This window comes from Pseudomonadales bacterium, from assembly GCA_041395665.1.
Lineage (GTDB): Bacteria > Pseudomonadota > Gammaproteobacteria > Pseudomonadales > UBA7239 > UBA7239.
Genome location: JAWLAB010000004.1, coordinates 106,026 through 131,640, shown reverse-complemented (window position 1 = coordinate 131,640; position 25,615 = coordinate 106,026). Strand labels below are relative to the sequence as shown.

The following is a 25,615-nucleotide window of genomic DNA, read 5'->3' as shown; positions in this document are numbered from 1 at the left end:
AAAAATAAAAAACCGGCAGCAATTTTTTCATAGTAATTTTATTCATATCGGCACAGCCTCTTACATAAGAAGATCTTGAGGATCAAATTTGAGATCGAAATCGCGGAACATTTTAAGTTCTTCTGGCTTCATTTTGTCGGTTATATCTTTGAATGTCTCAACTTTTCGCACAGCCGCTTCAGCAGCCAAATCAAATGCTCGGTCGCCACTGCTTTGCACAACCGTGACATTTTCAACCAAACCTGTACCCGACAGTTGAATACGCAAAATGACCACCATGCCAGGGCGTGCATTGGGCGGGCGATTCCAATTACTTTCAATGCGATCAGCAATCAAGCCCACCCATTTACCCAGCTGTTCTGCACTCAGTTCACCGGTGCGCGTAATGTCTTCATCATTAAGCATGGCTTGCAATGCCATGTCAGCCTCTTTACTGAGCTTTTCTTTCTGAATAGCGGACTGCGCTGCCTGTTTCTTAGCTGCTTGTTTTGCATCTTGTTTCGGTGGCTCAGGTTTCTTTTCTGGCTGCTTTTTTGTCTCTACTTTCTTGGGTTCGACTTTCTTAGGTTCTGCTTTTTTAGTCTCAACTTTTTTAGGTTCCGTTTTTTTAGGCTCCGCTTTTTTAGGTTCTGGCTTCGGCGGCTCAGGCTTCACCACCACAGGCGATGGTTTATCTACCGGCTTCACTTCTGGCGGTTTTTCTTTGGGTTTTACCACTTCAGGCTTGGGTGGCTCGGGCTTAGGCGGCTCAGGTTTAGGTGGTTCTGGTTTAGGCGGCTCGGGCTGCGGCTTACTTTTTTCTTGCCTTTGCGTCTGCGTGCGCTGCTGCGGCATGGTGGATTTTGGTGCATACACCAAGGCGGCTTTCATCATGGCAGGCGGCGCCATCGCCTTTTGTTCTTTGTGCAAGAACCAGCCGCCCATCAACAGAAAAACCAAAATAATGTGCAGGCCGACGCTCATCCCCAAAGGGCGAGCTAAGCCTTCATTGCGCACATCAGACACGAGGGCAAACTCACTTCTTCACAGGGGTAGATGGCGGCTCCGTCACCAACCCCACATTGTCAACACCCACCGCTTGCAGTGCGCCCATCACTTCAACCACCGTGCCGTAATCCACGCGCGCATCACCCCACACCAACACCGGGGTTTTGGGTTTAGTGGTGCGCACCTTGCGTACTTGTTCCGCAATATCCGCCAAAGGTACAGCAGCGTTTTGATCAGAACCTAAATTGATGTAGAAAGTTTTGTCCTGCTTCACCGACACAATCAGCGGCTCTTCCTGTGTATCCATCGGCTCCGTGCTGGCTTGCGGCAATTGCACTTCTACACCCTGCATCAATAGAGGTGCTGTCACCATAAAAACAATCAGCAAAACCAGACAGACATCGATCCACGGAACGACATTAATCTCCGCTTTCTGTTCGTGTTTTTTGCGCCGTCTCACTCGCCGCCTCCGCGCATGACTGAGTGCGCTTGACGATGCAAAATACTGGAAAATTCATCGGCAAAAGTTTCATAACGCGCCAGCTGTCTGTTCAAACGCGCGGTATAACGGTTGTACGCAATAACAGCAGGAATTGCTGCAAATAAACCGATGCCGGTAGCAAACAATGCTTCAGAAATACCAGGCGCAACAACCGCTAAAGTTGCTTGTTTCATCGCTGCCAATCCATGAAACGAATCCATGATGCCCAACACCGTGCCGAACAAACCGATGTACGGACTTGCCGATGCCACATTCGCCAAAAACGGCAAATGCTTTTCCAAAAATTCTTCTTCACGCGCCAAGGCAACACGCATCGCGCGCTGCGTGCCTTCCATTACCGCATCTGCTTCGATACCTGGCTGTTTGCGCAAGCGCGTGAACTCTTTGAAACCGGCACGAAAAATACTTTCCAAACCGTTCACTTCACCATGGTGCGCGCGATCGTTGCCTTCACGGTACAAACGACTGAGATCAATGCCGGACCAAAAAGCGTGCTCAAACTGATGAAAGCTGATTTCGGCATCGCGGTAATCGAGCCAGCGACGAATAATCATCGCCCAAGACACTAAAGAGCCACCCAATAAAGTCAGAATCACTAACTTAATCGGCAGAGCCGCGTGCATGAATAATCCAAATAACGACAGCGATTGATTAGCTGTTTCCACAACGATTTCCCCCAAACAAACGCGCTGGCATTCAGCGCCAAAATATTACTGCTCAAATCCCAGTATCACTGATACAAAATCACTGATTCAAACTTTGTTTCACTTGCTCAAACATCACCTCGGGCATTGCACAAGGTTTTTGCGTGGCACGATCAACACAAGCGATACGCACTTCACCGCGACACAGCAGCTCCCCCCCACGAGAAACTAACTGTTCAAAGATGATATTGCTGCGCGCTACTTTCAACGGCGTTGCCGTCACGATCAGCTCATCATCCAGCCGCGCAGCGCCAAGATACTGCACATTGGCAGTATGCACCACAAACATTTTCTCCTCGGAAAAAATAGCGGTTTTGCCGTAACCTTGAGCGCGCATGAACTCGGTACGCGCACGCTCCATAAATTTCAAATAATTGACGTAATACACAATGCCGCCGGCATCGGTGTCCTCAATGTAGACACGCACCGCGATGGAAAAGTTCACGCATCACTCCGCTGCGGCGCAGGTACGCCCAGATGTTCGTACGCAAGTTTGGTTGCCATACGGCCGCGCGCCGTGCGAATTAAATAGCCGCACTGAATTAAATATGGCTCTAATACTTCTTCGATGGTGTCGCGCTCCTCTCCGATAGCAGTTGCCAAACTATCGACACCGACAGGACCGCCATCAAATTTTTCAATAATCGTCGACAACAAACGGCGATCCATGTTGTCACAACCCAAGTGATCGACACCTAGCATACGCAGCGCGATATCAGCAATTTCAGCACTGACATTGCCCTGATTTTTGACATCAGCCACATCGCGCACACGACGCAGTAAACGGTTGGCGATACGCGGCGTACCGCGCGCGCGGCGTGCAATTTCCACCGCACCTTCTGTTTCCATGGTCATGCCTAGCAACTGCGCCGAACGCGAAACAATCGAGGTTAAATCCGCATGGTTGTAAAACTCCAATCGCTGCACGATGCCGAAGCGATCACGCAGTGGCGATGTCAGTAAGCCCGCCCTTGTGGTTGCGCCCACCAAAGTAAACGGCGGCAAATCCAATTTGATGGAGCGTGCGGCGGGGCCTTCACCGATCATGATATCGAGTTGATAGTCTTCCATCGCTGGATAGAGAATTTCTTCCACCACGGGACTCAAACGGTGGATTTCATCGATAAACAACACATCGCCCGGCTCCAAGCTCGTCATCAGTGCCGCTAAATCACCCGCTTTTTCCAGCACAGGTCCTGAAGTAGTTTTCAGCGCCACACCCATTTCTGCGGCGATGATGTTGGCGAGCGTAGTTTTGCCTAAGCCGGGGGGACCAAAGATCAGCGTATGGTCTAGCGGCGCACTGCGCTGCCGTGCCGCTTGGATAAAAATTTCCATTTGCTCGCGCACTTGTGGCTGCCCGACATAATCCGCTAAACGCCGAGGGCGAATCGCACGATCTTGCTGATCTTCACGCTCCTGCGCAGCGGGCGACACCAACTGGCGCGCATCGGGAAACTCGTCTATTTCGATCATCGAATGTATCGCCCCACCCACAGAAAATTCGTGCAAAAACTACCTGTTTTTTGCCGCCGTCATGCTATCACAAGCCCATCGAAGCAGCGCCTCATTCCTTGACACTCCCTAGTGCCACGCCTAGCATGCAGCCTGCTTTTTAACCCTCATTCAGCAGGCTTTTTGTGCTCTCATTTCACCAAGCCGTCGCAGAAGATTTTGCCGCTGTTAACGCGCTCATCATCGAACAACTGCACTCTCGTGTTGCACTGGTAGAAAACATTGGTCACTACATTGTCGATGCCGGCGGCAAACGCTTGCGTCCATTGTTGGTGCTACTTATTGCACGCAGTCTCGGTTACAACGGCACAAGCCATATCGATATGGCAGCCGTGATTGAATTTATTCACACCGCCACTTTGCTGCACGATGATGTGGTTGATGTATCTGCACTGCGCCGTGGACGCGCTACCGCCAACGCAGAATGGGGCAATGCGCCTAGCGTGTTGGTCGGCGACTTTTTGTATTCGCGTGCATTTCAAATGCTGGTGCAACTGGGCGATATGTCCGTCATGAACATCATGGCAAACACCACCAACACGATTGCTGAAGGCGAAGTGCTGCAACTGGTGAATGCGGGTGATATCACCACCAATGAAGAACGCTATCGTCGCGTTATTGCCAACAAAACCGCGCAACTGTTCGAAGCAGCCGCACACTGTGCGGCAATTCTTGCCAACGCGGGCGACGACACACAGCAAGAGCTGGCGCAATACGGTCACCACCTCGGTATGGCATTTCAGCTGGTGGACGATATGCTGGACTACACCGGCAGCAGCGAAGAAATGGGCAAAAATGTGGGTGATGATTTAGCCGAAGGCAAACTCACCCTGCCACTGATTTACACCCTGCAATTTGGCGCGGCGGATGAAGTGAGTTGCATTCGTGAAGCGATTACCAATAAAAGCTCCGCGCGTTTACAAGACATCATTACCATCGTGCAAAACAATGGCGCACTGCAATATACCGAACAGGCGGCACAGCGCGAGGTAGAATCAGCATTGGGTTGCTTACACCGCCTACCTGGGTCGCGCTATCGCGATGAGCTGGCAGCGCTGGCACACTTTGCGGTCAAACGCCGCGTTTGATTTAACGACTTCAAAAAAGGAGTTTTCTGTGACTGCACCGCATTTAGCACAACGCTTCGCATGCTGGTCCGATTTGCAAGCGCATCAACAACGCTTGTACGCACAATCACTCACACAGTTATTCGATAACAATCCTGATCGCACCGTGCAACACACCATTGAAGCGGCTGGCTTGCGTTTGGATTATTCCAAAAATTTTATCGACGGCGCACTGATTCATTCTTTGATGCAACTCACGCGCCAAGTCAATTTGCAGAACGCCATCACGCAATTATTGTCGGGCGGCATGGTCAACAACACAGAAAAACGCCCCGCACTACACACCGCTTTGCGCTCGCCCAAACCCGTGATTGAAGCGGATGCCATCGCTCAAGCCTTTGCAAAAATGGAAACACTGGTACACGCCATTCACAATGGGAAATGGCGTGGCTACAGCGATGAAACCATCACCGATGTCGTCAATATCGGCATCGGTGGTTCTGATCTCGGCCCGCAAATGGCAACGCATGCACTCAAGCCGTTTCACACCGGTCATGTGCGTTTACATTTTGTTTCGAATGTCGATCCCTCTTGCTTGCAAGATTTATTGCAGCATCTCGCACCTTCACGCACTTTATTTATCGTCGCGTCTAAATCATTTACTACGCTGGAAACTTTACAAAACGCAGAAGCAGCTCGCCGCTGGCTGCTGGCTGCCGCACCGGACAGCAGTGCGACTGCGCGCCATTTTGTTGCCGTGTCGAGTGCTGTAAAAAAAGCGGCAGATTTTGGTATCAACGCCGACAATATTTTGCCGATGTGGGATTGGGTGGGCGGTCGCTACTCACTATGGTCTGCAATTGGTTTGCCGATTGCTCTCGCTGTCGGTATGGAAAATTTTCGCGCTATGTTGTCTGGTGCGAATGCAATGGACGAACATTTTCAGCAAGCGCATCTCGCACACAATATGCCGGTGATGATGGCGCTGCTCGGCTTTTGGTATCGCCATTTTTGGCAAGCCAGCACACATGCGGTGTTGCCCTACGATCACTATTTGCGTTTCTTTCCTGATTATCTGCAACAACTGGATATGGAAAGTAACGGCAAGCATGTCAATCACGCTGGCGAAGATGTGCCGTATGAAACGGGCTCTGTTTTATGGGGATCGGTTGGCACAAACGGTCAACATTCTTTTCACCAGCTATTGCATCAAGGCACGCATTTTATTCCTGCGGATTTTGTGCTGACGCTGCAACCACATCACACAGAATGTCGCGAACAACACCGCCATTTACTTGCGAATGGCTTAGCACAAAGCCAAGCTCTGATGTGTGGTAAATCGCTCACTGTTGTTGAAGCAGAATTGCAAAAACAAGGTTTAGATGATGCAGCAATTGCAGAACTCGCGCCGCATAAAGTGATTAGCGGCAATCGCCCCAGCAACCTCATCACCATCGAACAATTAACACCGGCAACATTGGGCGCGCTCGTTGCGCTGTACGAACACAAGGTTTATGTGCAGGGTGTGTTGTGGGATATCAATTCATTTGATCAATGGGGCGTGGAATTGGGCAAACAATTATCTGGGCCTATTTTCGCAGCGCTGTCTGGTACCGAAGATGTATCGCTGGACAGTTCCACCCAAGCCACCATTGCCCGTTATCGCCAAACAATTTGTTAATTTGGTGAAGAAACGCACAGTTTAAACGCCAACCATCACACTGAAATTCCTGCGCCAAGCGCGTAGGGTGTAACTACGAAAACTCGTCGGAGTATGCCGTATGAAAGACAAGTTCATCGCCAAGGTGCCAGAAACTTATATTCCACATCCACAAACGCTGTCTGCCCGTACGCAATGGGACTGCAGCTTTAATGCAGCATGCTGGGTGCGCTTGCTGCAACCTCGCCCTTGCAAAATCAGCTTGGTGCTGAAATACATCGACCAAGACAATATCAGCAAAGAAATAAAAGTGGACACTGCCTCTAACGAGCTGGGAGGCAGTATGTTGCTGTCGGGATTAGTCACGGTGCACGCCGTGGGAAAAATCATCGATATGGGCGTGTATTTAGAAGTGCCGGATCAAGGTCCGTCGTATATAGTCGATGAGTTGTTCGTGCAAAGCGCAGACAAAACGGCTGCAAAAATGCCTAAATTGGTCGCCGTCGTTTAATTTATCCTCTCCCGCTAACAGTCTGCGGTTCTTCTTTCCATAAATTGATCGCCTCGTTGAGTAGAGACTCAGCGAGGCTTTTATCTTCCTCCGGCATACCGAGCAGCGAAACCGGTACCGCTGTAAATTCCAAGCCTGTCAGGCGGTTGATACGCTGTAGCTCATCTTGCTCACGCGTTGCACGAAGCTGCGCTACCTTGTCGTTACTCTGTTTCATGACTACCACTCCTCGCCATCTTTATTTATTGATAAGCGAGAAGCGTGCCAACCTGAGTTTTCTTTTTAAATCAGTGAGATACTGATTTATACCTACCGCTGCGCAGAAAAAGTCGCCATCACTGACAAAAATTGTCGGCGCAAACTGTCAGCCGTCGAGCAAGGCCACCAATTCGTCGCGACGCTGCTCCATCAAGGCCTGATCGCCACGCGTTTCCACATTCAAACGCACTACCGGTTCGGTGTTGGACATACGCAAATTGAAGCGCCAATCAGCAAACTCCAAGCTCAAACCGTCGGTGTTGTCTTCATGCAGGGCTTCACCGACATAGCGATCACGCGCGCGCGCAATAGCCGCTTTCGGGTCCGCAATTTCGCGGTTGATTTCACCGCTGACGGGATAAGCGCGCATACGCTCTTCCACCAATTGCGACAAGGATTTGTCGCTGCTGCACACTAAACCTGCCACCAGCAGCCAAGGGATCATGCCGGAGTCACAGTAAGCAAAATCGCGGAAATAGTGGTGCGCGCTCATTTCGCCGCCGTACACCGCATCTTCTTTGCGCATGCGCTCTTTGATGAAAGCGTGACCGGTTTTGCTCTGCACGGCGCGACCGCCAAACTGTTCGCAAATCGCCAGTGTGTTCCAAGTTAAACGCGGGTCGTGGACGATGGCTGCGCCTTTATTGCGCGCCAAGAACGCCTCCGCCAATAAACCAACTACATAATAGCCTTCGATAAAATTACCTTTTTCATCGAAGAAAAAGCAGCGATCAAAATCACCGTCCCACGCGATACCCATATCCGCGCCCGACGCTTTCAGCGCATCAATCGTTGAACCGCGATTTTCTTCCAGCAGTGGATTGGGCACGCCGTTAGGAAACGAGCCATCCGGTTGATGATGCACTTTGGTCAATTGAAACGGCAGGTATTTTTCTAGCGCATCCATCACCAAGCCTGCGCCACCATTGCCCGCGTTAATCACCAATTTCAAAGGTTTCAATGCAGCGCGATCCACATAGCCCAACAAATGTTGCACATAGGCTTCGCGCGTGGCTTCTTCGCGATAGCTACCTGCGCGTTGTGGCGCAGCAAAATTGCCACTTTCCGCCAAGGCTTGAATATCTTTCAAACCCGTGTCGCCGCTGATCGGGCGCGAACCTTCGCGCACAAATTTCATGCCGTTGTAATCCATCGGGTTGTGGCTCGCAGTAACTGCAATACCGCCATCCACACCGAGATGAAAAGTAGCGAAATACACTTCTTCTGTGCCACACAAACCAATATCAATCACATCTGCGTTCGTCGGCAAACCGCGCACTAAAGCCGCAGACAACGCAGGGCTAGAGAGGCGAATGTCGTGACCAACAACCACACTTTTTGCACCGAGAAACTGCACAAAAGCGCGACCAATGCGATACGCGATATCTTCATTTAACTGATCAGGTACGCGGCCGCGAACATCGTAGGCTTTAAAGCAATTGATTTGGATAGCACTCATTACAATCAATCTCAATTTTTTGGCTGATGATAAAGATTTTCGTAAACATAGTTGGTGGCTTCAATAAACCCTTCAACGCTGCCACAGTCATAACGCGTGCCTTTAAAGCGATACGCCAGCACCGCACCTTCTTGCGCTTGCTGCAACAGCGCATCCGTCAACTGAATTTCGCCACCTTTACCTGGCGGTGTTTTTTCCAAAATATCAAAATATCTGGCGTCAAAATATAGCGACCGATAATCGCCATATTGCTCGGCGCATCTGCTTGTTTTAGCTTTTCCACCATGTTAGAAACACGGTAAATACCGTCTTTTAATTTCTGCCATCGACCACACCAAACTTTTCTCGATATCTGCGCCACTTCTTGAATCGCCACGATACTGCAACGAAATTGTTTGTAGAGCTTCACCATTTGCGCCATAACGCCCACACCACCTTCTGGAGGCATACACAAATCGTCAGACAAAATAACGCCAAAAGCTTGATCACCCACCAAGCGACGACCAGTGAGAATCGCGTGACCTAAACCTTTCATTTCGCGCTGGCGCGTAAAAGAAAAAGATGCGCTATCCATCACGCGTTGAATACTTTCCAAATATTTTTCCTTACCAGTACCAGCAATTTGATGTTCCAACTCAAAGTTAAGATCAAAATGATCTTCAATCGCGCGCTTACTGCGGCCAGTCACAAAACAAATATCATCCAAGCCCGCATCCAAAGCTTCTTCAACGCCGTATTGCACAAGAGGTTTATTCACCACCGGTAACATTTCTTTTGGCATAGATTTTGTAGCGGGCAAAAAGCGTGTGCCATAACCGGCAACAGGGAACAAACATTTGTTAATCATGAGATGTCCTGCAAAGAAAAGTGGGTGGAAACGATATAAAACGAGTGGGTATTTCGCGGGGCATAAGCATACAGGATTATGGCGTATCGACAATCGAGCAAGACAGCAAGAAATTCACGCAAGTTCCTGCCACATAAAGTATTTTTCCACTGCGTTTTGCTGGACAACGCTATATCTGCCGTTAAACTGACGGACTTTTGCCGACAGGGATCGGGAACTTCAGCATGACCAGAAAAAGCTCATTCACTCGCGACGAACTGCTAGCCTGCGGAAATGGCGAATTATTTGGCCCTGGCAACGCGCGCCTTCCTGTTGGCAATATGTTGATGATGGATCGCGTCACACATATTTCGGAAACAGGCGGCAAATACGGCAAAGGCGAAATCATCGCTGAACTGGATATCAATCCCGACCTCTGGTTTTTTGATTGCCATTTTATTTCTGACCCCGTGATGCCCGGCTGCCTTGGACTCGATGCCATGTGGCAGTTAGTTGGCTTTTATTTGGGCTGGAAAGGCAACCCAGGGCGAGGACGCGCTTTGGGATCAGGCGAAGTGAAGTTCACAGGACAAGTGTTGCCGACGGCAAAAAAAGTCTCGTACCACATTCATTTGAGCCGCGTGATTGAACGCAAACTCATCATGGGTATTGCCGATGGCATCATGTCGGTCGACGGTAAAGAGATTTATCACACCAAAGACCTCAAAGTAGGTCTGTTCACTTCCACCGACAATTTCTAAATCAAAGACTGTTTTGCGATAGCCTATATAATGGCGAGCAACGATTAGATATGAGGTTTAACGCATGAGACGAGTCGTCGTCACTGGCATGGGTATCACATCTTGCCTAGGCAGCAACGCCGCTGATGTCACCCACTCTCTGCGCGAAGGGCTTTCTGGCATTCGATTGAACGAAACCTATCGCGATATGGGTTTTCGCAGCCATGTCTCTGGCTCTATCCAACTCAACTTAAACGAACTGATTGATCGCAAAATTCTGCGTTTTATGGGTGATGCCGCCGCATTTGCCTTTCTCTCCATGCAGCAAGCGATTGAAGATGCTGGCTTAAAACCCGAAGAAGTGTCCAACCCACGCACTGGTTTGATTATGGGTTCCGGCGGCGCGTCTTCTTCCAATCAAGTAGAAGCCGCTGACATCATGCGTGAGAAAGGCATCAAGCGCGTCGGCCCTTACCGCGTCACGCAAACCATGGGCTCCACCGTTTCTGCTTGCTTGGCGACTCCTTTCCAAATTAAAGGCGTGAACTACTCCATCTCCTCTGCTTGCGCCACTAGCGCGCACTGCATCGGCAATGCGATGGAACTGATTCAGCTCGGCAAACAAGACATCATTTTTGCTGGCGGCGGTGAAGAAGAGCATTGGTCGCTGTCTTGCTTGTTTGATGCGATGGGAGCACTGTCCACGCAATACAACGACACACCGCAAAAAGCTTCACGCGCTTACGATGCCAACCGCGATGGCTTTGTTATCGCCGGCGGCGGCGGCTGTTTGGTGTTGGAAGAATACGAACACGCCAAAGCGCGCGGCGCAAAAATTTACGCAGAATTGGTGGGCTATGGCGCAACCAGTGATGGCTACGATATGGTCGCCCCTTCTGGTGAAGGCGCAACCCGCTGCATGCAACAAGCACTGTCTACCGTGAACGGCAAAATTGATTACATCAATGCGCACGGCACCAGCACACCCGTTGGCGATCTCGCCGAATTGAAAGCAGTGAAAGCGGCGTTTGGTGATGCCATTCCGCCGATTAGCTCAACCAAATCTTTATCTGGTCACTCACTCGGCGCGGCTGGCGTGCAAGAAGCCATTTATTCACTGTTGATGCAACAACACGGCTTTATTGCCGCTTCTGCCAATATCGAAACCATCGATGCCGAAGCGGAAAACATGCCTGTCGTGCGTCAACGCATTGACGGCGTGGATTTGCAGCGCGTGATGTCCAACAGCTTCGGTTTTGGCGGCACTAACGCCACACTGGTTTTCCAAAAACTCTGAGGGATGCCGCGATGAGCGACGATGACACCGTGGATTACACACCCGTCAGCGTCACTCGCGCTAGCTGGTCCGATGAACACGAAACCATACTCACTTGCCGCTCATTATTCCTCCCTGAATTAGCTAGCGAACAAGTTTTTGATATCAGCTCTCTGCACTTTCTTGCACAAATTAACGAAAACTTTGTGGGCTATCTTTGCATTGATCGTGACGGACACATCAGTTACGCCATCACACAAGCAGCACACGCCCAAGACATCGCCGAAGCCCTCTTACGCAACGCCGTGATGGACGCACCGCGCCGTGGCTTGTCGCAGTTATCGGTACCCGCCGCGCATCCTTGGGCAAGCATTTTTTTGACTTTGGGTTTCTCCACAGAAAATAGTCACAGCGATCAGTTGCTCGCATTATTTTTGCCGCCTAACCGCAGTTTTATCACGAGTGGATCCGGTCTGGTTCGCTTACAAACTACGGATGAGTTTCGCGCGCTGTCTTTAGAATTAGTAAAAAATGCGCGTTACGGTTTAATTATTTTTAGTGAAGATTTAGAAGACTGGCTGTACGACAACGACGCCTTCGCCGATGCCGTGATGGCGCTGGTGCAAAAACAGCGCAACACCAGTGTGCGTATTTTGGTGCGTGATACCAAACCATTAATCGAGCGTGGACATCGTTTATTGCGCCTCAGTCATCGCGCTGCTGAATACATACAAATTCGCAAATTGCCGACCACCATCGCGGAAAAGTTTCCCAACTATCTAATTACCGATGACAACGGATTGCTGTTCCGCCCAGATCCACAAGAGACGCAGGGCATCGGCTATCACGACTATCGCGCGCGCGTAAAACCCCTGCTCGAAGAATTCAAACAACTGTGGTCTCGCGCCACTACGCCAGCGGATTTGCGCCAGCAGACGCTGTAGTACATTGCTGTAGCACTCAACTCTGCAAATCCTCTGCTATCACGCCGCTATAATGGCCGCCATTGCTTTGTTTGATCGGAATCTGCCGCATGGCCACTGCCACCACCACGAATATCGACCTCAGCGAAATCGCCAAATTTGAAGCCTTGGCTGATCGTTGGTGGGACCCCACCAGTGAATTCAAACCGCTACACGACATCAACCCACTGCGCTGCAATTACATCGACGAGCGCGCGCCACTCGCTGGCAAAGTGGTGGTCGATATCGGCTGCGGCGGCGGCATCTTGTCAGAGGCGATGGCGCAGCGCGGAGCCACCGTCACCGGTATCGACATGGGTGAAGCGCCGCTGTCTGTCGCTCGCCTACACGCATTGGAAAGCGGTGTCAGTATCGAATATCGCCAGATTCCTGCCGAGCAGTTGGCAGCGGAGCAACCCGCGCACTACGACATCGTGACCTGCCTCGAAATGCTGGAGCATGTGCCGGATCCCGCCTCTATCATCCGCGCCTGTGCCGATTTGGCCAAGCCCGGCGCTCACTTGTTTTTCTCCACCATCAACCGCAACCCCAAGGCCTACGCTTTTGCCATTGTCGGTGCCGAATACCTGCTGAAGATGTTGCCAAAAGGCACGCACGAATACGGCAAATTTATCCGCCCCGCTGAGCTCGCTAACTGGATTCGCGACGCTGGGCTCATCCTCGAAAATATCACAGGAATGACTTATAACCCATTGATTAAAAAGTATTCCATAACCAGCAGCGACATCGATGTGAATTACATAGTTCACACGAGAAAACCGGAATAACCCCATGAAATTAAAAGCAATTTTGTTTGATTTAGACGGTACATTGCTCGATACCGCTCCTGACTTCATTTTCTGTGCCAATCAGTTGCGCCAGCAGTTGGGCAAACCCGCTTTGTCAGAGGGTGCGATACGCGCTCAAGTCTCCAATGGCGCGCGCGCGATGACGCGCCTTGTAGGCGATCTCACTGAAGGCGACCCCGCCATCGACGCGCTCAACTGCCAGCTACTCGCCATCTACCAAGAAGTGCTGGGGCAAAACAGTACGCTGTTTCCAGGCTTCCCTGCCAGCCTGCGCTGGATCGCAGAACAGGGGCTAGCTTGGGGCGTCATCACCAACAAGCCTAGCCGCTTTACGCTGCCGCTGGTCGAGCAACTGGATGTGCCATCCGCACCCAGCACCGTGGTCTGCCCCGATCATGTTTCGCGCAGCAAGCCGGATCCAGAACCCATGTTGCTGGCTTGCCAACAGTGCGGCTGCTCGCCCACCGAAGCTATTTACTTCGGCGATCATGCGCGCGACATCGAAGCCGGTCGCGCCGCCGGCATGCTGACTGTCGCCTGCGAGTGGGGCTACATCGCCCCATCAGAAAACATTGATCACTGGGCAGCTGATTTCCGCCTTGCCTCCGCCCATGAAATTCCTGCACTGATCACTCAAATCTCGCAACAACAACTCGCCACCCAGACCGTATGAAAACGATTCACACTTTGCCTGAAGGCTACGCACCCACTGACAACTCACTGGCGCAGCGCGTTATTTTGGTGACGGGCGCTGGTGACGGCATCGGTCGCGCCGCTGCACGCAGTTTTGCAGCGCACGGTGCAACGGTCATTTTGCTTGGCAAGACACAAGAAAAGCTGGAACTGGTCTACGACGAGATTCTCGCTGCCGGCCATCCAGAACCCATGATTCTGCCGCTGGATTTACAGTACCTCACGCCCGACAGCGCCCAAGCCATCGCCGATACTATCGAAGAAGAATTGGGCAGATTGGACGGCCTACTGCACAACGCTGCTCTGCTCGGCTCCATCATGCCTGTTGTCGATTACAGCCCAGAGCGCTGGCAACAAGTCATGCAGGTCAATGTCCACGCCGCCTTCCTACTGACTAAGGCGCTGCTGCCGCTGCTGACACAAGCGCCCGATGCCAGCATCCTGTTTACGACCTCCTCCGTTGGTCGTCACGGTCGCGCGTTTTGGGGCGCTTATGCCGTCAGCAAATTTGCGGTGGAAGGCCTGATGGAAACGCTGGCTGATGAACTGGAAGAAGTCACGCGCGTGCGTGTGAACGCCATCAATCCAGGAGCCACGCGCACGCGTATGCGCGCCGCTGCCTTCCCAGGCGAGAATCCTGACACCCGACCCACTGCAGACAGATTGATGCCGCTGTATCTCTACTTGATGGGATCAGACAGCGGCAGTATCACCGGTCAAAGTTTTGACGCACAATCGGCCACATAACCTTATAAAAAAATATCGGCTGGAGAAGAACGGCGATGAAAATTTTACTCACTGTCTTGTTAACGCTCATTTGTTACAACAGCTATGCAGAAATCTATAAATGGACAGATAACAAAGGCGTGGTGCATTACGGTGATCGTGCACCCACCTCTACAGATGGCAGCAATACCGCCGTTGTCACCACCGTTGAAATTTCTCCTATCAACATGACAAGCAATGGAAAAGTCAGCAACCCTAAACAAGCGCCAGCACCAGATCTCGCACAATTTTTTTCACGAGAAAACATGACGCTGAAAAACCTGCCCAATCAACAGCGCGATGCATTGGCGCTGATTGAAACAGCGCGACAATATGTTCTTTTCCAGCTCAAAAATATCATTGAACAAATAAATATTTGGCGTGGCGCTTCTTCAAACAACCCCGTCATCACCAATGACAGCATAAACAACCAATCAACAACCGCAGCCCTCCCTACAAATAAAGTAGAAATCTACACAGCCGTTTGGTGTGGCGCTTGTAAAAAAGCCAAACAATGGCTCCATGAAAAAAATATCCCTTTTCAAGAGTACGATGTTGGATACAACCAAGAGGCCGCACTGCGCATGAAACAACTCGGTGGTGGTGGCGGTATTCCTTTTGCCATAATCAACGGCACGGCTATCGAAGGCTTCAGCTCCTATCGCTACGCATCCGCACTGCACAAATAAACTGCACGGCATGGCAACACCACCGCGTCTACAGCCTTTTTTTTTAGTCACAGTGTGGGCAGTCGTACTTTTTGTTTTTTTTGCACTGCGCATCGACACCAGCTCACGCACTTATTTTCAAATTGATGATCAAATTGTTGTTTGGGCCGTGGACGATGCCGTTAACAACAATAACTGGCAGCCGGATTGGTATCGCGTAGGCACACAGGCTGCGCAACAAAAAGGTATGAAACTTGAAATTGTGCGTGATGAGCCGCTACACGAGCATCATTACAATTTCAGCGGGCATATGTTGCTCTCTGCTGCCATCATCAAGCCATTGCGACTACTTGGCATTACAACACCCACCATTGTTTTACTGCATCACATTGCTGTTTTTTGGGATGCAATCAGCTTTCTTTTTGTCATTTTAGCGGCGCACTTAATTGGCGGTAATATCACAGCATTGTGCAGCGCCATTCTCTACACAGTTTTTCCACTCACTGTGCAGGGCAGCCACTACGCCCGACCTGATGCACTACTCACAGCCATGGGATCCATTCTTTTTTGGCTCGCACTTAAAAAAAATTGCTGGAAAAACAGTGTTTGGCTGCTCGCGAACGGGCTTGTATTGGGCACTGCCACGGCAGGCAAAGCCAGCCAACTGATGCTCGGTATTTTTCCCGCCATTGCCTGCTGCCTGCCTTTACTTCGTGCAGAAAATCGCAATATCAAAACATTCACCACGATTGTGCTGCAAGGTTTGGCGCTGCTCGTTTTGGTTTTTGCCGTACTGCAACTGATGTTTTTTATTGGTGATATGAGCGTACGCGACTTTTGGCTCAGCGTGCGCAGCGTACAACTGTATTACTTGCATCCAAAACCACCCGACATACTGGAGCATTACTCCTACATTGCACAACTCACCAATATCGCCGCTTACTTCAATGCCACATTGGGATGGCCACTGTTAGCGCTTGGCATGACAGGTATTGGCGCATTGATGACACAGAAATATATCGAAGTACTATTGTTGATCATTATTCCTTTCGTGTTTTTTATTTTGTATTTTTCTAGTGTTCCAGCTTTTTTTGATCGAAGCTTCTGCGCCTTGTCTGCACCTATCGTTATTTTAATTAGTTTCGGCGCTGTCTTTCTCACAAAAAAAGTTCACCTACCTACAGCAATATCCACTCTTGTAATCCTTATGGCTTGTTGGAAACCTATCGAAATCCAATACCATTTACAAACGGATCATTTACGCAATCATCACAACAAAGACCGCTTAGCATTCCAACAGCAGCTCAAACAGCAGTGGAGTAAAAAATACGACAAGGATTTTTGGATAAAAAATATCGACAGAAAAAATTTATTCGCACAAATACTGCCAGAGAAACTCACTGGCAATCCGCGCATTTATGTTGCCGAAGATTTGAATGACTACAACTCTCGTGATTATTTAGAAAAGCTACGCAGTAACAGCTTTGTACAAATAGCCAGCTTTGAAGGCGACTTTGCTGATATGCCGACCAACAGCCTAATCACCGTGCATGAAGCTGCACGCTTTGCCTACTTTGTTCGTTCAGAAGATATCAACGCCACACAACGGCAGTCACAGCCCTCAAAATAACCAAAAGAAATAAGCTTAATCAAAATCAATCCTTTAGTTATAAGCACTCCGCCTCTATGATGGCGACTCATTTCTCAGTACTTATCTAAAGGATCGGTCATGCAACTTGAACTCTTTGGCCTCCACATTGAACTCATCTACGCGCTCTCTGGTTTAGCCGTTGGCTTTATTGTCGGGATGACAGGCGTCGGTGGCGGCAGCTTAATGACTCCTATCCTACTGTTCTTCGGCATTCCCCCAACAACCGCCGTGGGCACGGACTTGCTCTATGCCGCTATCACGAAGTCTGGTGGCGTTTTTGTGCATCAACGCAAGGGCAACATCAATTGGCGAATCACCATGCTCCTGGCTGCCGGCAGTTTGCCTGCTGCTGTTATTACACTGCTGGCTATGCATCAACTCGGCTTTGAAAGTGAGCATGTCAACAGCACAATTAAAATTTCGCTAGGAGTTGTTCTGGTATTCACCGCGCTGACCATCGTTTTCAAACAAAAATTACTGCAGTGGAGTCGCAATCACAACGCCATTTTTACACGCATGGGTAATGCAGAGCGCGAAAAAGCCACTGTTGTCACGGGCATTATTCTCGGCGTAGCCGTTACCATTACCTCCATTGGTGCTGGTGCATTGGGAACCGTTGCACTGTTTTTGGTTTACCCCATTTTGCCGGTAGCGCGTTTAGTGGGCACTGAAATTGCACACGCTGTTCCGCTCACTTTAATTGCTGGTCTTGGGCATGCAGGCTTAGGCAATGTGAACTGGGATTTGTTAATCAATTTATTAATAGGTTCTCTGCCCGGCATCTATATTGGCAGCCATTTAACCGCTGCCGTGCCAGAGAAAATTTTGCGTCCTGTATTAGCGTCAATCATGGTATTAGTTGGCGCAAAACTGGTTGTTGTGTGAAATAAGGGTGATAGCATAAACGGCACTTCGTTTTCACTCAGGATGGCTTCTATGTCTTCATTACTTGATCAACTACGCACATTATCAGAAGTTGTTTCTGACACCGGCGATATTGAAGCCATTACAAAATTTCGCCCTATTAGCGCAACGACTAATCCCTCTTTGTTACTCAAAGCCAGCGCTTTACCTGTTTATGCGCCCTTAGTGGATGAAAGTGTCGCATGGGCCAAACAGCAACAAACCACCGCAACAACGAATACGGCACAACTGGCAGCTATTGTTCTGGCGGTCAAAGTAGGTTGTGAAATTACTAAACGCGTTCCAGGCCGCGTATCAACCGAAGTCGATGCTCGACTGTCATTTGACACAGCCGCAATGATTGAACGCGCTCGATTACTGATCAAGTTATACGAGGAACACGGCGTTTCTCGCAACCGTATTTTGATTAAAATCGCCTCTACTTGGGAAGGCATACAAGCCGCTCGTGTTTTAGAAAAAGACAATATTCAGTGCAATCTCACACTGCTGTTTTCTTTTGCACAGGCTTGCGCTTGTGCTGACGCTGGTGTGTTTTTGATTTCGCCTTTTGTTGGGCGCGTTTTAGATTGGTACGTCAAAAATACCGACACCAAACAGTTTATCCCCGCTGAAGAACCGGGCGTTGCTTTGGTTACAAAAATCTACAACCACTACAAGTCACACCAAATCAAAACCGTGGTGATGGCTGCCAGCTTCCGCAATGTCGGTGAAATTATTGCGCTCGCTGGTTGCGATAATTTAACCATCAGCCCAACACTGCTGGATGAATTACAAAACATGCAAGGCAACTTAGCCAAACAGCTCTCTGCTGATACAAAATCAACAACACAACATACCGCTATCGACGAAAAAACTTTCCGCTGGCTGATGAATGAAGATGCCATGGCAACAGATAAGTTAGCCGAAGGTATTCGGTTATTTACTGTGGATCAGATAGCTCTAGAAAAACAGTTGGCGCAGCACATCAACTAAAACGCCGGCGACGCACACAAAAAAGCCCACGAATTTGTGGGCTTTTCTTTTTGTACGAGCAGTAATTAGAACGGAATATCGTCGTCAAAATGCTGGTCAAAATTTGGAGCTGGTGCCGACTCTTGTTGACGACCACCGGCATTGCCGCCGCGACTTGCAGCCATATTTTGTGGGCGCGATTCAGTAGAAAAGCCACCACCTTCGTTGCCGCGACTATCCAACATTTGCATTTCATTGGCCACGATTTCTGTGGTGTATCGGTCTTGACCGCTCTGATCTTGCCACTTGCGTGTGCGCAATGAGCCTTCGATATAAACCTTGCTGCCTTTCTTCAAGTAATCGCCAGCAATCTCACCCAAACGACCAAAAAACACCACGCGGTGCCATTCGGTGCGCTCTTGGTTTTCGCCGGTTTGTTTATCTTTCCATGTCTCGCTGGTGGCAAGCGTGATATTGGTAATGGCTCCGCCGCCCTGCGAAACGCGGGTCTCAGGATCTTTACCCAGATTTCCTATCAAAATTACCTTGTTGATGCCTCTAGCCATAAAAACGCTCCAATCCTATCTGTGAGTGAATACCACCGCCCAACGCTGGCGAATGGCGCTTGCGCACTATACTGGATATTCAATCAGTATCACAAGCTGCGCTAATTATTCTGGCGCGCGCAGACGATCAAGCGCAGCGCGATCCAACATGGCGTCATCCACTTTGAGATAGGCCATGTTTTCTTCAGGAACAACTAACACTTGCGCGACACCCGTCATATTTTGTAGTTGCTCGCGCACCGCATCGGCATCACCGGTAAAACGCAGCATCATATTCAATAGATACTGCGGCGGCTGCATGGTGATAGCCAACCAACACCAGCCCATCACCGGTAGTGCCAATAACCAAAACAGCCAACGCGGTTCACCTAAATGCAGCATCAAGCCGCCTAGCGTGCCACCAACAAAAGTGCCGATAAATTGACTGGTGGAATAAATCCCCATCGCTGAACCTCGGCTGCCCGCCGGAGCCAACTTGCTTACTAAAGAAGGTAACTGTGCTTCCAACAAATTAAACGCGAAGAAAAATAAAAATAAACCAATCAATAACCCTGTATTGAACTGATACGCAGCACCTAAAAATAACAACGCGAAAACCAATACCGCGACAGCTAAAACAAAAATTTCTTTCACCCTGCGCTTTTTTTCTGCGATGACCATCAACGGAATCATGGCAATGAAGGAGCCGCCCAGCACGGGCAAATACACTTCCCAGTGATGACTGCGATCCAAACCTAACTGTTTTTCCAACAGGCGTGGCACAACTACGAACGATGCCATTAGCGCCATGTGCAAACAAAAAATACCACCATTCAAACGCAATAATTGTGAATCGCTGAGCACGCGCCACAACAAAGAAGGTACTGGCAAAGTATCGCGATGCAGTGCGTGTACCGTTTCGGCAGGCGGCTCTGGTAACACAAAAAACACCAATGCAAAACCTGCTGCACCCAATGTTGCCGTTACCCAAAAAATACCGGACAAACCACCCCAATGCGCCAATACGGGGCCGAGCAGCATTGCCACCGCAAAAGAGACACCGATTGATGCGCCGATGGTTGCCATTGCTTTGGTTCGATTTTGTTCAGAAGTGAGATCAGACACCATCGCCATCAGCGTGCCAGAAATAGCGCCAGCGCCCTGCAATGCGCGACCGAGAATCAACCCATAAATGGATGTCGACATCGCCGCTACGACACTGCCCAAAACAAATGCCGCCAAACCGCCAATCACGATAGAACGACGACCAATACGATCGGATAACACACTCAGTGGAATTTGCAGTACCGCTTGCGTCGCGCCATAAGCACCCAAAGCGATGCCGATCAACATCGGTGTACTCTCGGTGTAATTGACGCCGTACAACGACATCACCGGCAGCACCAAAAATAAACCGAGCATACGCAAGGTATACAACGACGCCAGCGTACTCACCGCACGCTTTTCCTGTTGTAGATTTACAGGCACGAGACAACTCCAACGACAGCAGAATCAGGAGAGAAATTGCGGCGCTATTCTACAGGCTGCCGCCTCGCGACTGCAGTAATCGGCTTATTTTTGCAGAGAGATATGATCCGTTGATGGCGCAGGTGGTGCATCTGGCTGTTTGATTTGCCCCATGTCGCTGCCTGTGGGTGCAATATCCATGCTAGAAGTATCAATATTGGCCGGTACAAACACGGTTTTTTCTTCCTCACGCAGGACATCGGCACCGACAGCGTCCAGTACCAATTCACTGAGATCCAGTTCTAAAGGCACAAAATCAACTTGTTCTCCCAGCGTTTCTCCCGTGTCTGCTAATTGGTAGGCAGACAAATCCACATGGATTTTGACTTCAGGACGCGGCGGCTCTAAAGGCTCCACCGGATCATCCGAAAACAACTTCGGCCTGATCACTTTCAGATGGCTGGTATCGATTTCCGCTGGTGCTACCGTTTTGTTCTCTTCCGGTTTCAGCAAGTTAGAGCCAGCCGCCGATAGAGACCAAGGATTTTGTGCTGAGCTAGACGCTGTTGTTGCTGGCGCTGTTGCTGTGGGCGTCTGTGCTGCCGCAGGTGCAGCAGCAGGAATCGGAGCAGCGGCAGGCTTGGCTGGCGGTGCAGAAGCAGCTACTGGCGCTGGCGCTTGTGCAGTAGAAGCAGAGCGAATTTCCACTTGCGCTCCAGCTTGCTCTAGCACGGCCTTAAATTTTGCGGCTGTTGCTTGATCGCAATTTGCTTTTAACACCAATGGTTTACCGCTGAAAAAACCTTCCGCTTTCGCAGCATCCATTTTGAACAATTGAGCAAAGCGTGCTTTCACATCACCCAGATTGTGCCCAGACAAAATATCGCCACGAAAGACTACATTAAACAATTCGTCAGCCATGCTTCCCTCCAATCCTCACGCCGCTCTGACAGCGTACACTGCACCGTTATAATGGCAACCACAAAATTTCACAACCACATAGACCGATGAATCCTCTTGCCTACAGCGATGCCGAACGCGCGGCTGTTTATCGCGCCATCGCAGAACGACGCGATATGCGCCACTTTCTCTCTGATCCCATCAGCCCCGAAGTATTGCAACGCTTACTGCAAGCGGCGCACCACGCGCCCAGCGTCGGCTTCATGCAACCTTGGCGTTTTGTGCGTATTACAGATCGTAACTTGCGCACATCGCTGCACGCTCTGGTGGAGGAGGAACGCATCGCCACTGCCACTGCATTGGGTGAACGCGAAGACGAGTTCATGAAACTCAAAGTAGAAGGCGTGCTTGATTGTGGCGAAGTATTGGTTGTCGCACTCATGGATAGGCGTGAAAAACATATTTTTGGCAGGCGCACACTGCCAGAAATGGATCTCGCATCCGTTTCCTGCGCCATTCAAAACCTGTGGCTGGCTGCACGCGCAGAAGGCTTGGGCGTAGGCTGGGTTTCGCTATTTGAGCCAAAAAAGTTAAAGTCACTTTTACACATGCCAGAAGGCAGCCACCCTGTTGCTATTTTGTGCATCGGTCATGTCGAAAAGTTTTATGACAAACCGATGCTCGAACAGGAAAATTGGGCCGCGCGCGCTGATTTATCACGCTGGTTTCTACGATAACCACTGGCCTTTACTTAATACCGGTCTTCAATTGACTGATACGCAGGATTTTAGGCAGAACAACAGCGCCACTGTATCCTGCAACCACTGTTTTAGTGCTCGCAACATCGTTTGGCCACGCGACTTTTCATTCACAAATTGATTACGCGCCTCCAATGGATCTTCACGCAAGTTATACAACTCAGCGGGCGTACCGTCGTAATACCAAATCAACTTCCAATCACCGCGCCGCATGGCTACAGCAGGAATCTGAGAGAATTTTTTTTGTCCTGTACGCGGCAACATAGATATATCTTCTTCCATACCAATATCATCATCAACGGTATAACCAGGCAAATACCAAAATAGATCCCGCGCCGGAAATTGATTTGATGATTGCACTAAAAGCGGCAATAGGTTTTTACCATCTAGCCTATTGTTTTTTGTATCAACGCCTGCCAATGCAGCGATTGTCGGGTATAGATCGACACCTATTGCTGGCGTATCAATAACAGAGCCCGCTCTATTAGTTGGCACGAACCACACCATAGGCACACGCAGCCCGCCTTCATACAAATCAGATTTTAAGCCACGCCATGCCGCTGGATCTTTTACAAAGGGATAGCCACCGTTATCTGACATCAAAATAATGCTTGTGTTTTTATCCAACCCATCACGCTTAAGTTTTTCACGAATACCTTGCACACCATGATCAACGCGATCAATCATTGCTGCATATTCAGGGTAATAGTCTGACATCTCACAATATTTCAATGTGGGCTTTTCTCCACAATACTGCTTTCGTTTATTCAAATATTTTTGCTTTATATCCTGTGGCGCATGGATAGGAAAATGCGGTGCGTAGTGCGACAGATAAATAAAAAATGGCTTGGTTTTATTTTGATCGATAAATTTCAATGCTTCTGCATTCAAGCGATCCGTCAGATATTCACCTTGCGGCGCGTTTTGCACATTGGGCAGTAAAGGTGAATACGGTGCAAAGTACGACTGCTCAACACCACCGCGATGGCCAGCAATATTTATATCAAAACCCTGCCCTTCTGGCCCCCTGACTGCACCATGCCCGAGATTCCATTTGCCGATACTCGCTGTGGCATAACCGTGATCACGCAGCAATTCCGCCAGCGTATAAACCTCTGGCGGTAAATTCATATTATTTTTTGGCGTTAGCAATTTACGCTGCGTAGCATTACCCATGTCACCCGTAGCCATGGTGTAAACACCCGTGCGCGGCGCGTATTGTCCAGAGAGGATTGCAGCACGGCTTGGCGCACAGTTCGGCGCATTGGCATAAGCCTGCGTAAACATCACGCCGTCTTTTGCCAACCGATCCATTGCCGGCGTTTCAATAAAATCATTACCCATGAAGCCAGTGTCATGCAACCCCAAGTCATCCAATAAGATGACAATAAAATTCATCGGTTTTTTTTCAGGTGCATTTTTTTCAGACGCAAAAACTACGGCGCTGACAATCAATCCAGCCAATACGAATAAAACAGCGGGCAATTTTTTCATTGCCTTCATGCGAAAAACACCCTGATACCGTGCAATACCAAACAGGAAAAAGCACCCGCCAGCACATCATCCATCATGATTCCCAAACCACCGTGCAGGTTTTTGTCGCACCACGAAATTGGCCAAGGTTTCAAAATATCCAATAAACGAAAAACTACAAAAGCCAGCACCGGCCAGTACCATTGCAATGGCAAAGCGAACAGTGCAATGCCGTAGCCCACCCATTCATCCCACACAATGCCGCCGTGATCGTGCACGCCAAGATCATGCGCCACATCACCGCACAATTTCACACCAAAAATCATCATCACCAGCAGCAATAAGGCAAATAGCCATGCAGGTAAAAACCACCACGCCGCACAACAAAAGGGCACAGCAGCTAGCGTCCCCCAAGTGCCAGGCGCTTTGCGCGCCAAACCACTGCCCAAGCCAAACGCCAAGCAGTGTTGCCAGCGCGTAAAAACTTTCGGGTTGATGGTGCGATCAAAAATCATCATATAAAACTAAAAATGTTTATAACTGTGATCAGGTATTGTCATGGCTTGCTGACTTTCATCCAAAATCACAACACCTTTACCTACAACAATTTCACCAACACAAAACAAATTAGGCAACTTGTTCAGGGCCGTCTTGTGTTGAGTTGACGCAGTAAAACATAAGCGGTAATCATCACCGCCGCACAGCGCCCATTGCTCTCTCTGCTGCTGCGTCACACTGTCACACCACAACGCAGAAATAGGCAGAGCATCACAAAAAACCTTTGCACCCACTAAACTTGCCGCACAAATATGCGAAAGGTCGGCCAGCAAACCATCTGACACATCAATGCACGCACTGGCGTACTGCCGTAATGTGACAACCAAATCAAAATCAATATTTGGATGATAAAAGCGCCGCTCCAAATAACTCGCAGCCGGTTCAGAAAATGCGTGCTGATTTTGCAATAACGCCAAAGCCGCTGCGCCATCACCCAACGAGCCAGACACCCACACCTCATCACCTACTTTTGCACCACTGCGGCGCAACATTTTTTCAGCCGGCACGCTGCCGTGCACTTGTATGCTGATGCACAGCGCGCCGCGCGTGGTATCGCCGCCGATCAAAGGGCAATGCAATTGTTGCGCTGCTTCTAACAAACCCGCAGAAAATGCAGACAGCCACGATTCTTCAACCGCAGGCAGTGTGAGCGCCAGCGTAAAACCTAAAGGCGTTGCGCCCATCGCCGCCAAATCACTCGCTGCACAACGCAATGCGCGCGCAGCTATCTGCGCGGGATTGGCATGCGCAGGAAAGTGCACATCGGGTAGCTGTGTATCGACAGAAACGACCAACACTTCACCGGCGGGAATTGCCAGCGCAGCGCAATCATCGCCCACGCCCAATAACACGGTATTTGGCACAGTTTGCGGCGTGAAATAACGACGGATTAATTCAAATTCGCCAAGCGGTTTTTTATCGCCATGCGACAGATTTTTGCCAAGCGGCTTTTTTTTGCCAAGCGAGGGAAGGTCGCTCTGGCGCAT

The 25,615-nt window shown here is 49.8% G+C and carries 27 protein-coding genes and 1 pseudogene; 14 read left to right on the top strand and 14 right to left on the bottom strand.

Annotated features, from left to right (window positions below; translation table 11 throughout):
- Positions 1-60 precede the first annotated feature (60 nt).
- The 5 genes from R3E63_07305 to ruvB form a co-directional block, all read right to left on the bottom strand.
- A complete protein-coding gene (locus R3E63_07305; protein MEZ5539744.1) occupies positions 61-1,005 on the bottom strand; it encodes a TonB family protein in 945 nt (314 codons plus the stop codon).
- 10 nt (positions 1,006-1,015) lie between these two features.
- Complete coding sequence (gene tolR, locus R3E63_07300) at positions 1,016-1,447, bottom strand: protein TolR (protein ID MEZ5539743.1); 432 nt, start codon at positions 1,445-1,447, stop codon at positions 1,016-1,018.
- On the bottom strand, positions 1,444-2,154 hold the full coding sequence (gene tolQ, locus R3E63_07295; protein MEZ5539742.1) for a protein TolQ: 711 nt from the start codon (positions 2,152-2,154) through the stop codon (positions 1,444-1,446). Before tolQ ends, tolR begins: the two co-directional genes overlap by 4 nt.
- A gap of 79 nt (positions 2,155-2,233) precedes the next feature.
- On the bottom strand, positions 2,234-2,638 hold the full coding sequence (gene ybgC / locus R3E63_07290) for a tol-pal system-associated acyl-CoA thioesterase (GenBank protein ID MEZ5539741.1): 405 nt from the start codon (positions 2,636-2,638) through the stop codon (positions 2,234-2,236).
- Complete coding sequence (gene ruvB, locus R3E63_07285) at positions 2,635-3,669, bottom strand: Holliday junction branch migration DNA helicase RuvB (GenBank protein MEZ5539740.1); 1,035 nt, start codon at positions 3,667-3,669, stop codon at positions 2,635-2,637. Before ruvB ends, ybgC begins: the two co-directional genes overlap by 4 nt.
- A gap of 164 nt (positions 3,670-3,833) precedes the next feature.
- Between ruvB and R3E63_07280 the strand changes: the two genes are divergently transcribed.
- From R3E63_07280 to R3E63_07270, 3 genes are all read left to right on the top strand, one after another.
- The gene (locus R3E63_07280; GenBank protein ID MEZ5539739.1) at positions 3,834-4,796 is read left to right on the top strand and encodes a polyprenyl synthetase family protein; all 963 of its coding nucleotides are present in this window, start codon (positions 3,834-3,836) and stop codon (positions 4,794-4,796) included.
- Between the two features lie 28 nt (positions 4,797-4,824).
- Positions 4,825-6,456, top strand: coding sequence for a glucose-6-phosphate isomerase (gene pgi / locus R3E63_07275; GenBank protein ID MEZ5539738.1), 1,632 nt, complete (start codon positions 4,825-4,827; stop codon positions 6,454-6,456).
- 100 nt (positions 6,457-6,556) lie between these two features.
- The gene (locus tag R3E63_07270) at positions 6,557-6,946 is read left to right on the top strand and encodes a hypothetical protein (protein MEZ5539737.1); all 390 of its coding nucleotides are present in this window, start codon (positions 6,557-6,559) and stop codon (positions 6,944-6,946) included.
- Position 6,947: 1 nt separating this feature from the next.
- Here the strand turns inward: R3E63_07270 and R3E63_07265 are convergent, their stop codons facing one another.
- The 3 genes and pseudogenes from R3E63_07265 to galU form a co-directional block, all read right to left on the bottom strand.
- A complete protein-coding gene (locus R3E63_07265; GenBank protein ID MEZ5539736.1) occupies positions 6,948-7,163 on the bottom strand; it encodes a hypothetical protein in 216 nt (71 codons plus the stop codon).
- Positions 7,164-7,310: 147 nt separating this feature from the next.
- On the bottom strand, positions 7,311-8,663 hold the full coding sequence (locus R3E63_07260; protein MEZ5539735.1) for a phosphomannomutase: 1,353 nt from the start codon (positions 8,661-8,663) through the stop codon (positions 7,311-7,313).
- Positions 8,664-8,674: 11 nt separating this feature from the next.
- Positions 8,675-9,510: pseudogene (gene galU, locus R3E63_07255) on the bottom strand (UTP--glucose-1-phosphate uridylyltransferase GalU).
- Between the two features lie 224 nt (positions 9,511-9,734).
- On the opposite strand from galU, the gene fabA reads away from it, so the two are divergent.
- The 10 genes from fabA (at position 9,735) to tal (ending at position 18,949) form a co-directional block, all read left to right on the top strand.
- Positions 9,735-10,250: a 3-hydroxyacyl-[acyl-carrier-protein] dehydratase FabA gene (fabA, locus tag R3E63_07250; GenBank protein MEZ5539734.1), complete on the top strand. Its 516-nt coding sequence runs from the start codon at positions 9,735-9,737 to the stop codon at positions 10,248-10,250.
- A gap of 64 nt (positions 10,251-10,314) precedes the next feature.
- A complete protein-coding gene (gene fabB / locus R3E63_07245; GenBank protein MEZ5539733.1) occupies positions 10,315-11,526 on the top strand; it encodes a beta-ketoacyl-ACP synthase I in 1,212 nt (403 codons plus the stop codon).
- Between the two features lie 11 nt (positions 11,527-11,537).
- The gene (locus R3E63_07240; protein MEZ5539732.1) at positions 11,538-12,449 is read left to right on the top strand and encodes a GNAT family N-acetyltransferase; all 912 of its coding nucleotides are present in this window, start codon (positions 11,538-11,540) and stop codon (positions 12,447-12,449) included.
- An 89-nt stretch (positions 12,450-12,538) separates the two neighbouring features.
- On the top strand, positions 12,539-13,255 hold the full coding sequence (gene ubiG, locus R3E63_07235) for a bifunctional 2-polyprenyl-6-hydroxyphenol methylase/3-demethylubiquinol 3-O-methyltransferase UbiG (protein MEZ5539731.1): 717 nt from the start codon (positions 12,539-12,541) through the stop codon (positions 13,253-13,255).
- Between the two features lie 4 nt (positions 13,256-13,259).
- Positions 13,260-13,949 (top strand): HAD-IA family hydrolase, encoded by a 690-nt coding sequence (locus tag R3E63_07230; GenBank protein MEZ5539730.1) that lies wholly within the window; start codon positions 13,260-13,262, stop codon positions 13,947-13,949.
- Positions 13,946-14,716, top strand: a complete 771-nt coding sequence (locus tag R3E63_07225; GenBank protein MEZ5539729.1) for a YciK family oxidoreductase — start codon at positions 13,946-13,948, stop codon at positions 14,714-14,716. The genes R3E63_07230 and R3E63_07225 overlap by 4 nt, the downstream gene beginning before the upstream one ends.
- 35 nt (positions 14,717-14,751) lie before the next feature.
- The gene (locus tag R3E63_07220) at positions 14,752-15,423 is read left to right on the top strand and encodes a DUF4124 domain-containing protein (protein ID MEZ5539728.1); all 672 of its coding nucleotides are present in this window, start codon (positions 14,752-14,754) and stop codon (positions 15,421-15,423) included.
- Between the two features lie 10 nt (positions 15,424-15,433).
- A complete protein-coding gene (locus R3E63_07215; GenBank protein MEZ5539727.1) occupies positions 15,434-17,032 on the top strand; it encodes a hypothetical protein in 1,599 nt (532 codons plus the stop codon).
- Positions 17,033-17,131: 99 nt separating this feature from the next.
- Positions 17,132-17,938: a sulfite exporter TauE/SafE family protein gene (locus tag R3E63_07210; protein ID MEZ5539726.1), complete on the top strand. Its 807-nt coding sequence runs from the start codon at positions 17,132-17,134 to the stop codon at positions 17,936-17,938.
- A 51-nt stretch (positions 17,939-17,989) separates the two neighbouring features.
- Positions 17,990-18,949, top strand: coding sequence for a transaldolase (gene tal, locus R3E63_07205; protein MEZ5539725.1), 960 nt, complete (start codon positions 17,990-17,992; stop codon positions 18,947-18,949).
- A gap of 65 nt (positions 18,950-19,014) precedes the next feature.
- On the opposite strand, the gene ssb is transcribed toward tal, so the two are convergent.
- The 3 genes from ssb to R3E63_07190 all read right to left on the bottom strand — a co-directional run bounded on the left by ssb (position 19,015) and on the right by R3E63_07190 (position 21,861).
- Positions 19,015-19,494: a single-stranded DNA-binding protein gene (gene ssb / locus R3E63_07200; GenBank protein MEZ5539724.1), complete on the bottom strand. Its 480-nt coding sequence runs from the start codon at positions 19,492-19,494 to the stop codon at positions 19,015-19,017.
- A 105-nt stretch (positions 19,495-19,599) separates the two neighbouring features.
- Positions 19,600-20,961: an MFS transporter gene (locus R3E63_07195; GenBank protein ID MEZ5539723.1), complete on the bottom strand. Its 1,362-nt coding sequence runs from the start codon at positions 20,959-20,961 to the stop codon at positions 19,600-19,602.
- Between the two features lie 84 nt (positions 20,962-21,045).
- On the bottom strand, positions 21,046-21,861 hold the full coding sequence (locus tag R3E63_07190) for a hypothetical protein (GenBank protein ID MEZ5539722.1): 816 nt from the start codon (positions 21,859-21,861) through the stop codon (positions 21,046-21,048).
- An 86-nt stretch (positions 21,862-21,947) separates the two neighbouring features.
- On the opposite strand from R3E63_07190, the gene bluB reads away from it, so the two are divergent.
- Positions 21,948-22,577, top strand: a complete 630-nt coding sequence (gene bluB / locus R3E63_07185; GenBank protein MEZ5539721.1) for a 5,6-dimethylbenzimidazole synthase — start codon at positions 21,948-21,950, stop codon at positions 22,575-22,577.
- A gap of 27 nt (positions 22,578-22,604) precedes the next feature.
- Here the strand turns inward: bluB and R3E63_07180 are convergent, their stop codons facing one another.
- From R3E63_07180 to thiL, 3 genes are read right to left on the bottom strand one after another with little or no spacing between them, the layout of a single operon-like run.
- Positions 22,605-24,101 (bottom strand): sulfatase, encoded by a 1,497-nt coding sequence (locus R3E63_07180; protein MEZ5539720.1) that lies wholly within the window; start codon positions 24,099-24,101, stop codon positions 22,605-22,607.
- The gene (locus R3E63_07175) at positions 24,098-24,589 is read right to left on the bottom strand and encodes a phosphatidylglycerophosphatase A (protein ID MEZ5539719.1); all 492 of its coding nucleotides are present in this window, start codon (positions 24,587-24,589) and stop codon (positions 24,098-24,100) included. Before R3E63_07175 ends, R3E63_07180 begins: the two co-directional genes overlap by 4 nt.
- 6 nt (positions 24,590-24,595) lie before the next feature.
- Positions 24,596-25,615, bottom strand: coding sequence for a thiamine-phosphate kinase (thiL, locus tag R3E63_07170; GenBank protein ID MEZ5539718.1), 1,020 nt, complete (start codon positions 25,613-25,615; stop codon positions 24,596-24,598).

Excerpts from the sequence above, each read along its gene's own strand:
- ruvB (MEZ5539740.1), bottom strand. The coding sequence starts at position 3,669 with ATGATCGAAATAGACGAGTTTCCCGATGCGCGCCAGTTGGTGTCGCCC.
- R3E63_07270 (MEZ5539737.1), top strand. The coding sequence starts at position 6,557 with ATGAAAGACAAGTTCATCGCCAAGGTGCCAGAAACTTATATTCCACAT.
- R3E63_07265 (MEZ5539736.1), bottom strand. The coding sequence starts at position 7,163 with ATGAAACAGAGTAACGACAAGGTAGCGCAGCTTCGTGCAACGCGTGAG.
- R3E63_07260 (MEZ5539735.1), bottom strand. The coding sequence starts at position 8,663 with ATGAGTGCTATCCAAATCAATTGCTTTAAAGCCTACGATGTTCGCGGC.
- fabA (MEZ5539734.1), top strand. The coding sequence starts at position 9,735 with ATGACCAGAAAAAGCTCATTCACTCGCGACGAACTGCTAGCCTGCGGA.
- fabB (MEZ5539733.1), top strand. The coding sequence starts at position 10,315 with ATGAGACGAGTCGTCGTCACTGGCATGGGTATCACATCTTGCCTAGGC.
- R3E63_07240 (MEZ5539732.1), top strand. The coding sequence starts at position 11,538 with ATGAGCGACGATGACACCGTGGATTACACACCCGTCAGCGTCACTCGC.
- ubiG (MEZ5539731.1), top strand. The coding sequence starts at position 12,539 with ATGGCCACTGCCACCACCACGAATATCGACCTCAGCGAAATCGCCAAA.
- R3E63_07230 (MEZ5539730.1), top strand. The coding sequence starts at position 13,260 with ATGAAATTAAAAGCAATTTTGTTTGATTTAGACGGTACATTGCTCGAT.
- R3E63_07225 (MEZ5539729.1), top strand. The coding sequence starts at position 13,946 with ATGAAAACGATTCACACTTTGCCTGAAGGCTACGCACCCACTGACAAC.
- R3E63_07220 (MEZ5539728.1), top strand. The coding sequence starts at position 14,752 with ATGAAAATTTTACTCACTGTCTTGTTAACGCTCATTTGTTACAACAGC.
- R3E63_07215 (MEZ5539727.1), top strand. The coding sequence starts at position 15,434 with ATGGCAACACCACCGCGTCTACAGCCTTTTTTTTTAGTCACAGTGTGG.
- R3E63_07210 (MEZ5539726.1), top strand. The coding sequence starts at position 17,132 with ATGCAACTTGAACTCTTTGGCCTCCACATTGAACTCATCTACGCGCTC.
- tal (MEZ5539725.1), top strand. The coding sequence starts at position 17,990 with ATGTCTTCATTACTTGATCAACTACGCACATTATCAGAAGTTGTTTCT.
- ssb (MEZ5539724.1), bottom strand. The coding sequence starts at position 19,494 with ATGGCTAGAGGCATCAACAAGGTAATTTTGATAGGAAATCTGGGTAAA.
- R3E63_07190 (MEZ5539722.1), bottom strand. The coding sequence starts at position 21,861 with ATGGCTGACGAATTGTTTAATGTAGTCTTTCGTGGCGATATTTTGTCT.
- bluB (MEZ5539721.1), top strand. The coding sequence starts at position 21,948 with ATGAATCCTCTTGCCTACAGCGATGCCGAACGCGCGGCTGTTTATCGC.
- R3E63_07180 (MEZ5539720.1), bottom strand. The coding sequence starts at position 24,101 with ATGAAGGCAATGAAAAAATTGCCCGCTGTTTTATTCGTATTGGCTGGA.
- R3E63_07175 (MEZ5539719.1), bottom strand. The coding sequence starts at position 24,589 with ATGATGATTTTTGATCGCACCATCAACCCGAAAGTTTTTACGCGCTGG.
- thiL (MEZ5539718.1), bottom strand. The coding sequence starts at position 25,615 with ATGCGCCAGAGCGACCTTCCCTCGCTTGGCAAAAAAAAGCCGCTTGGC.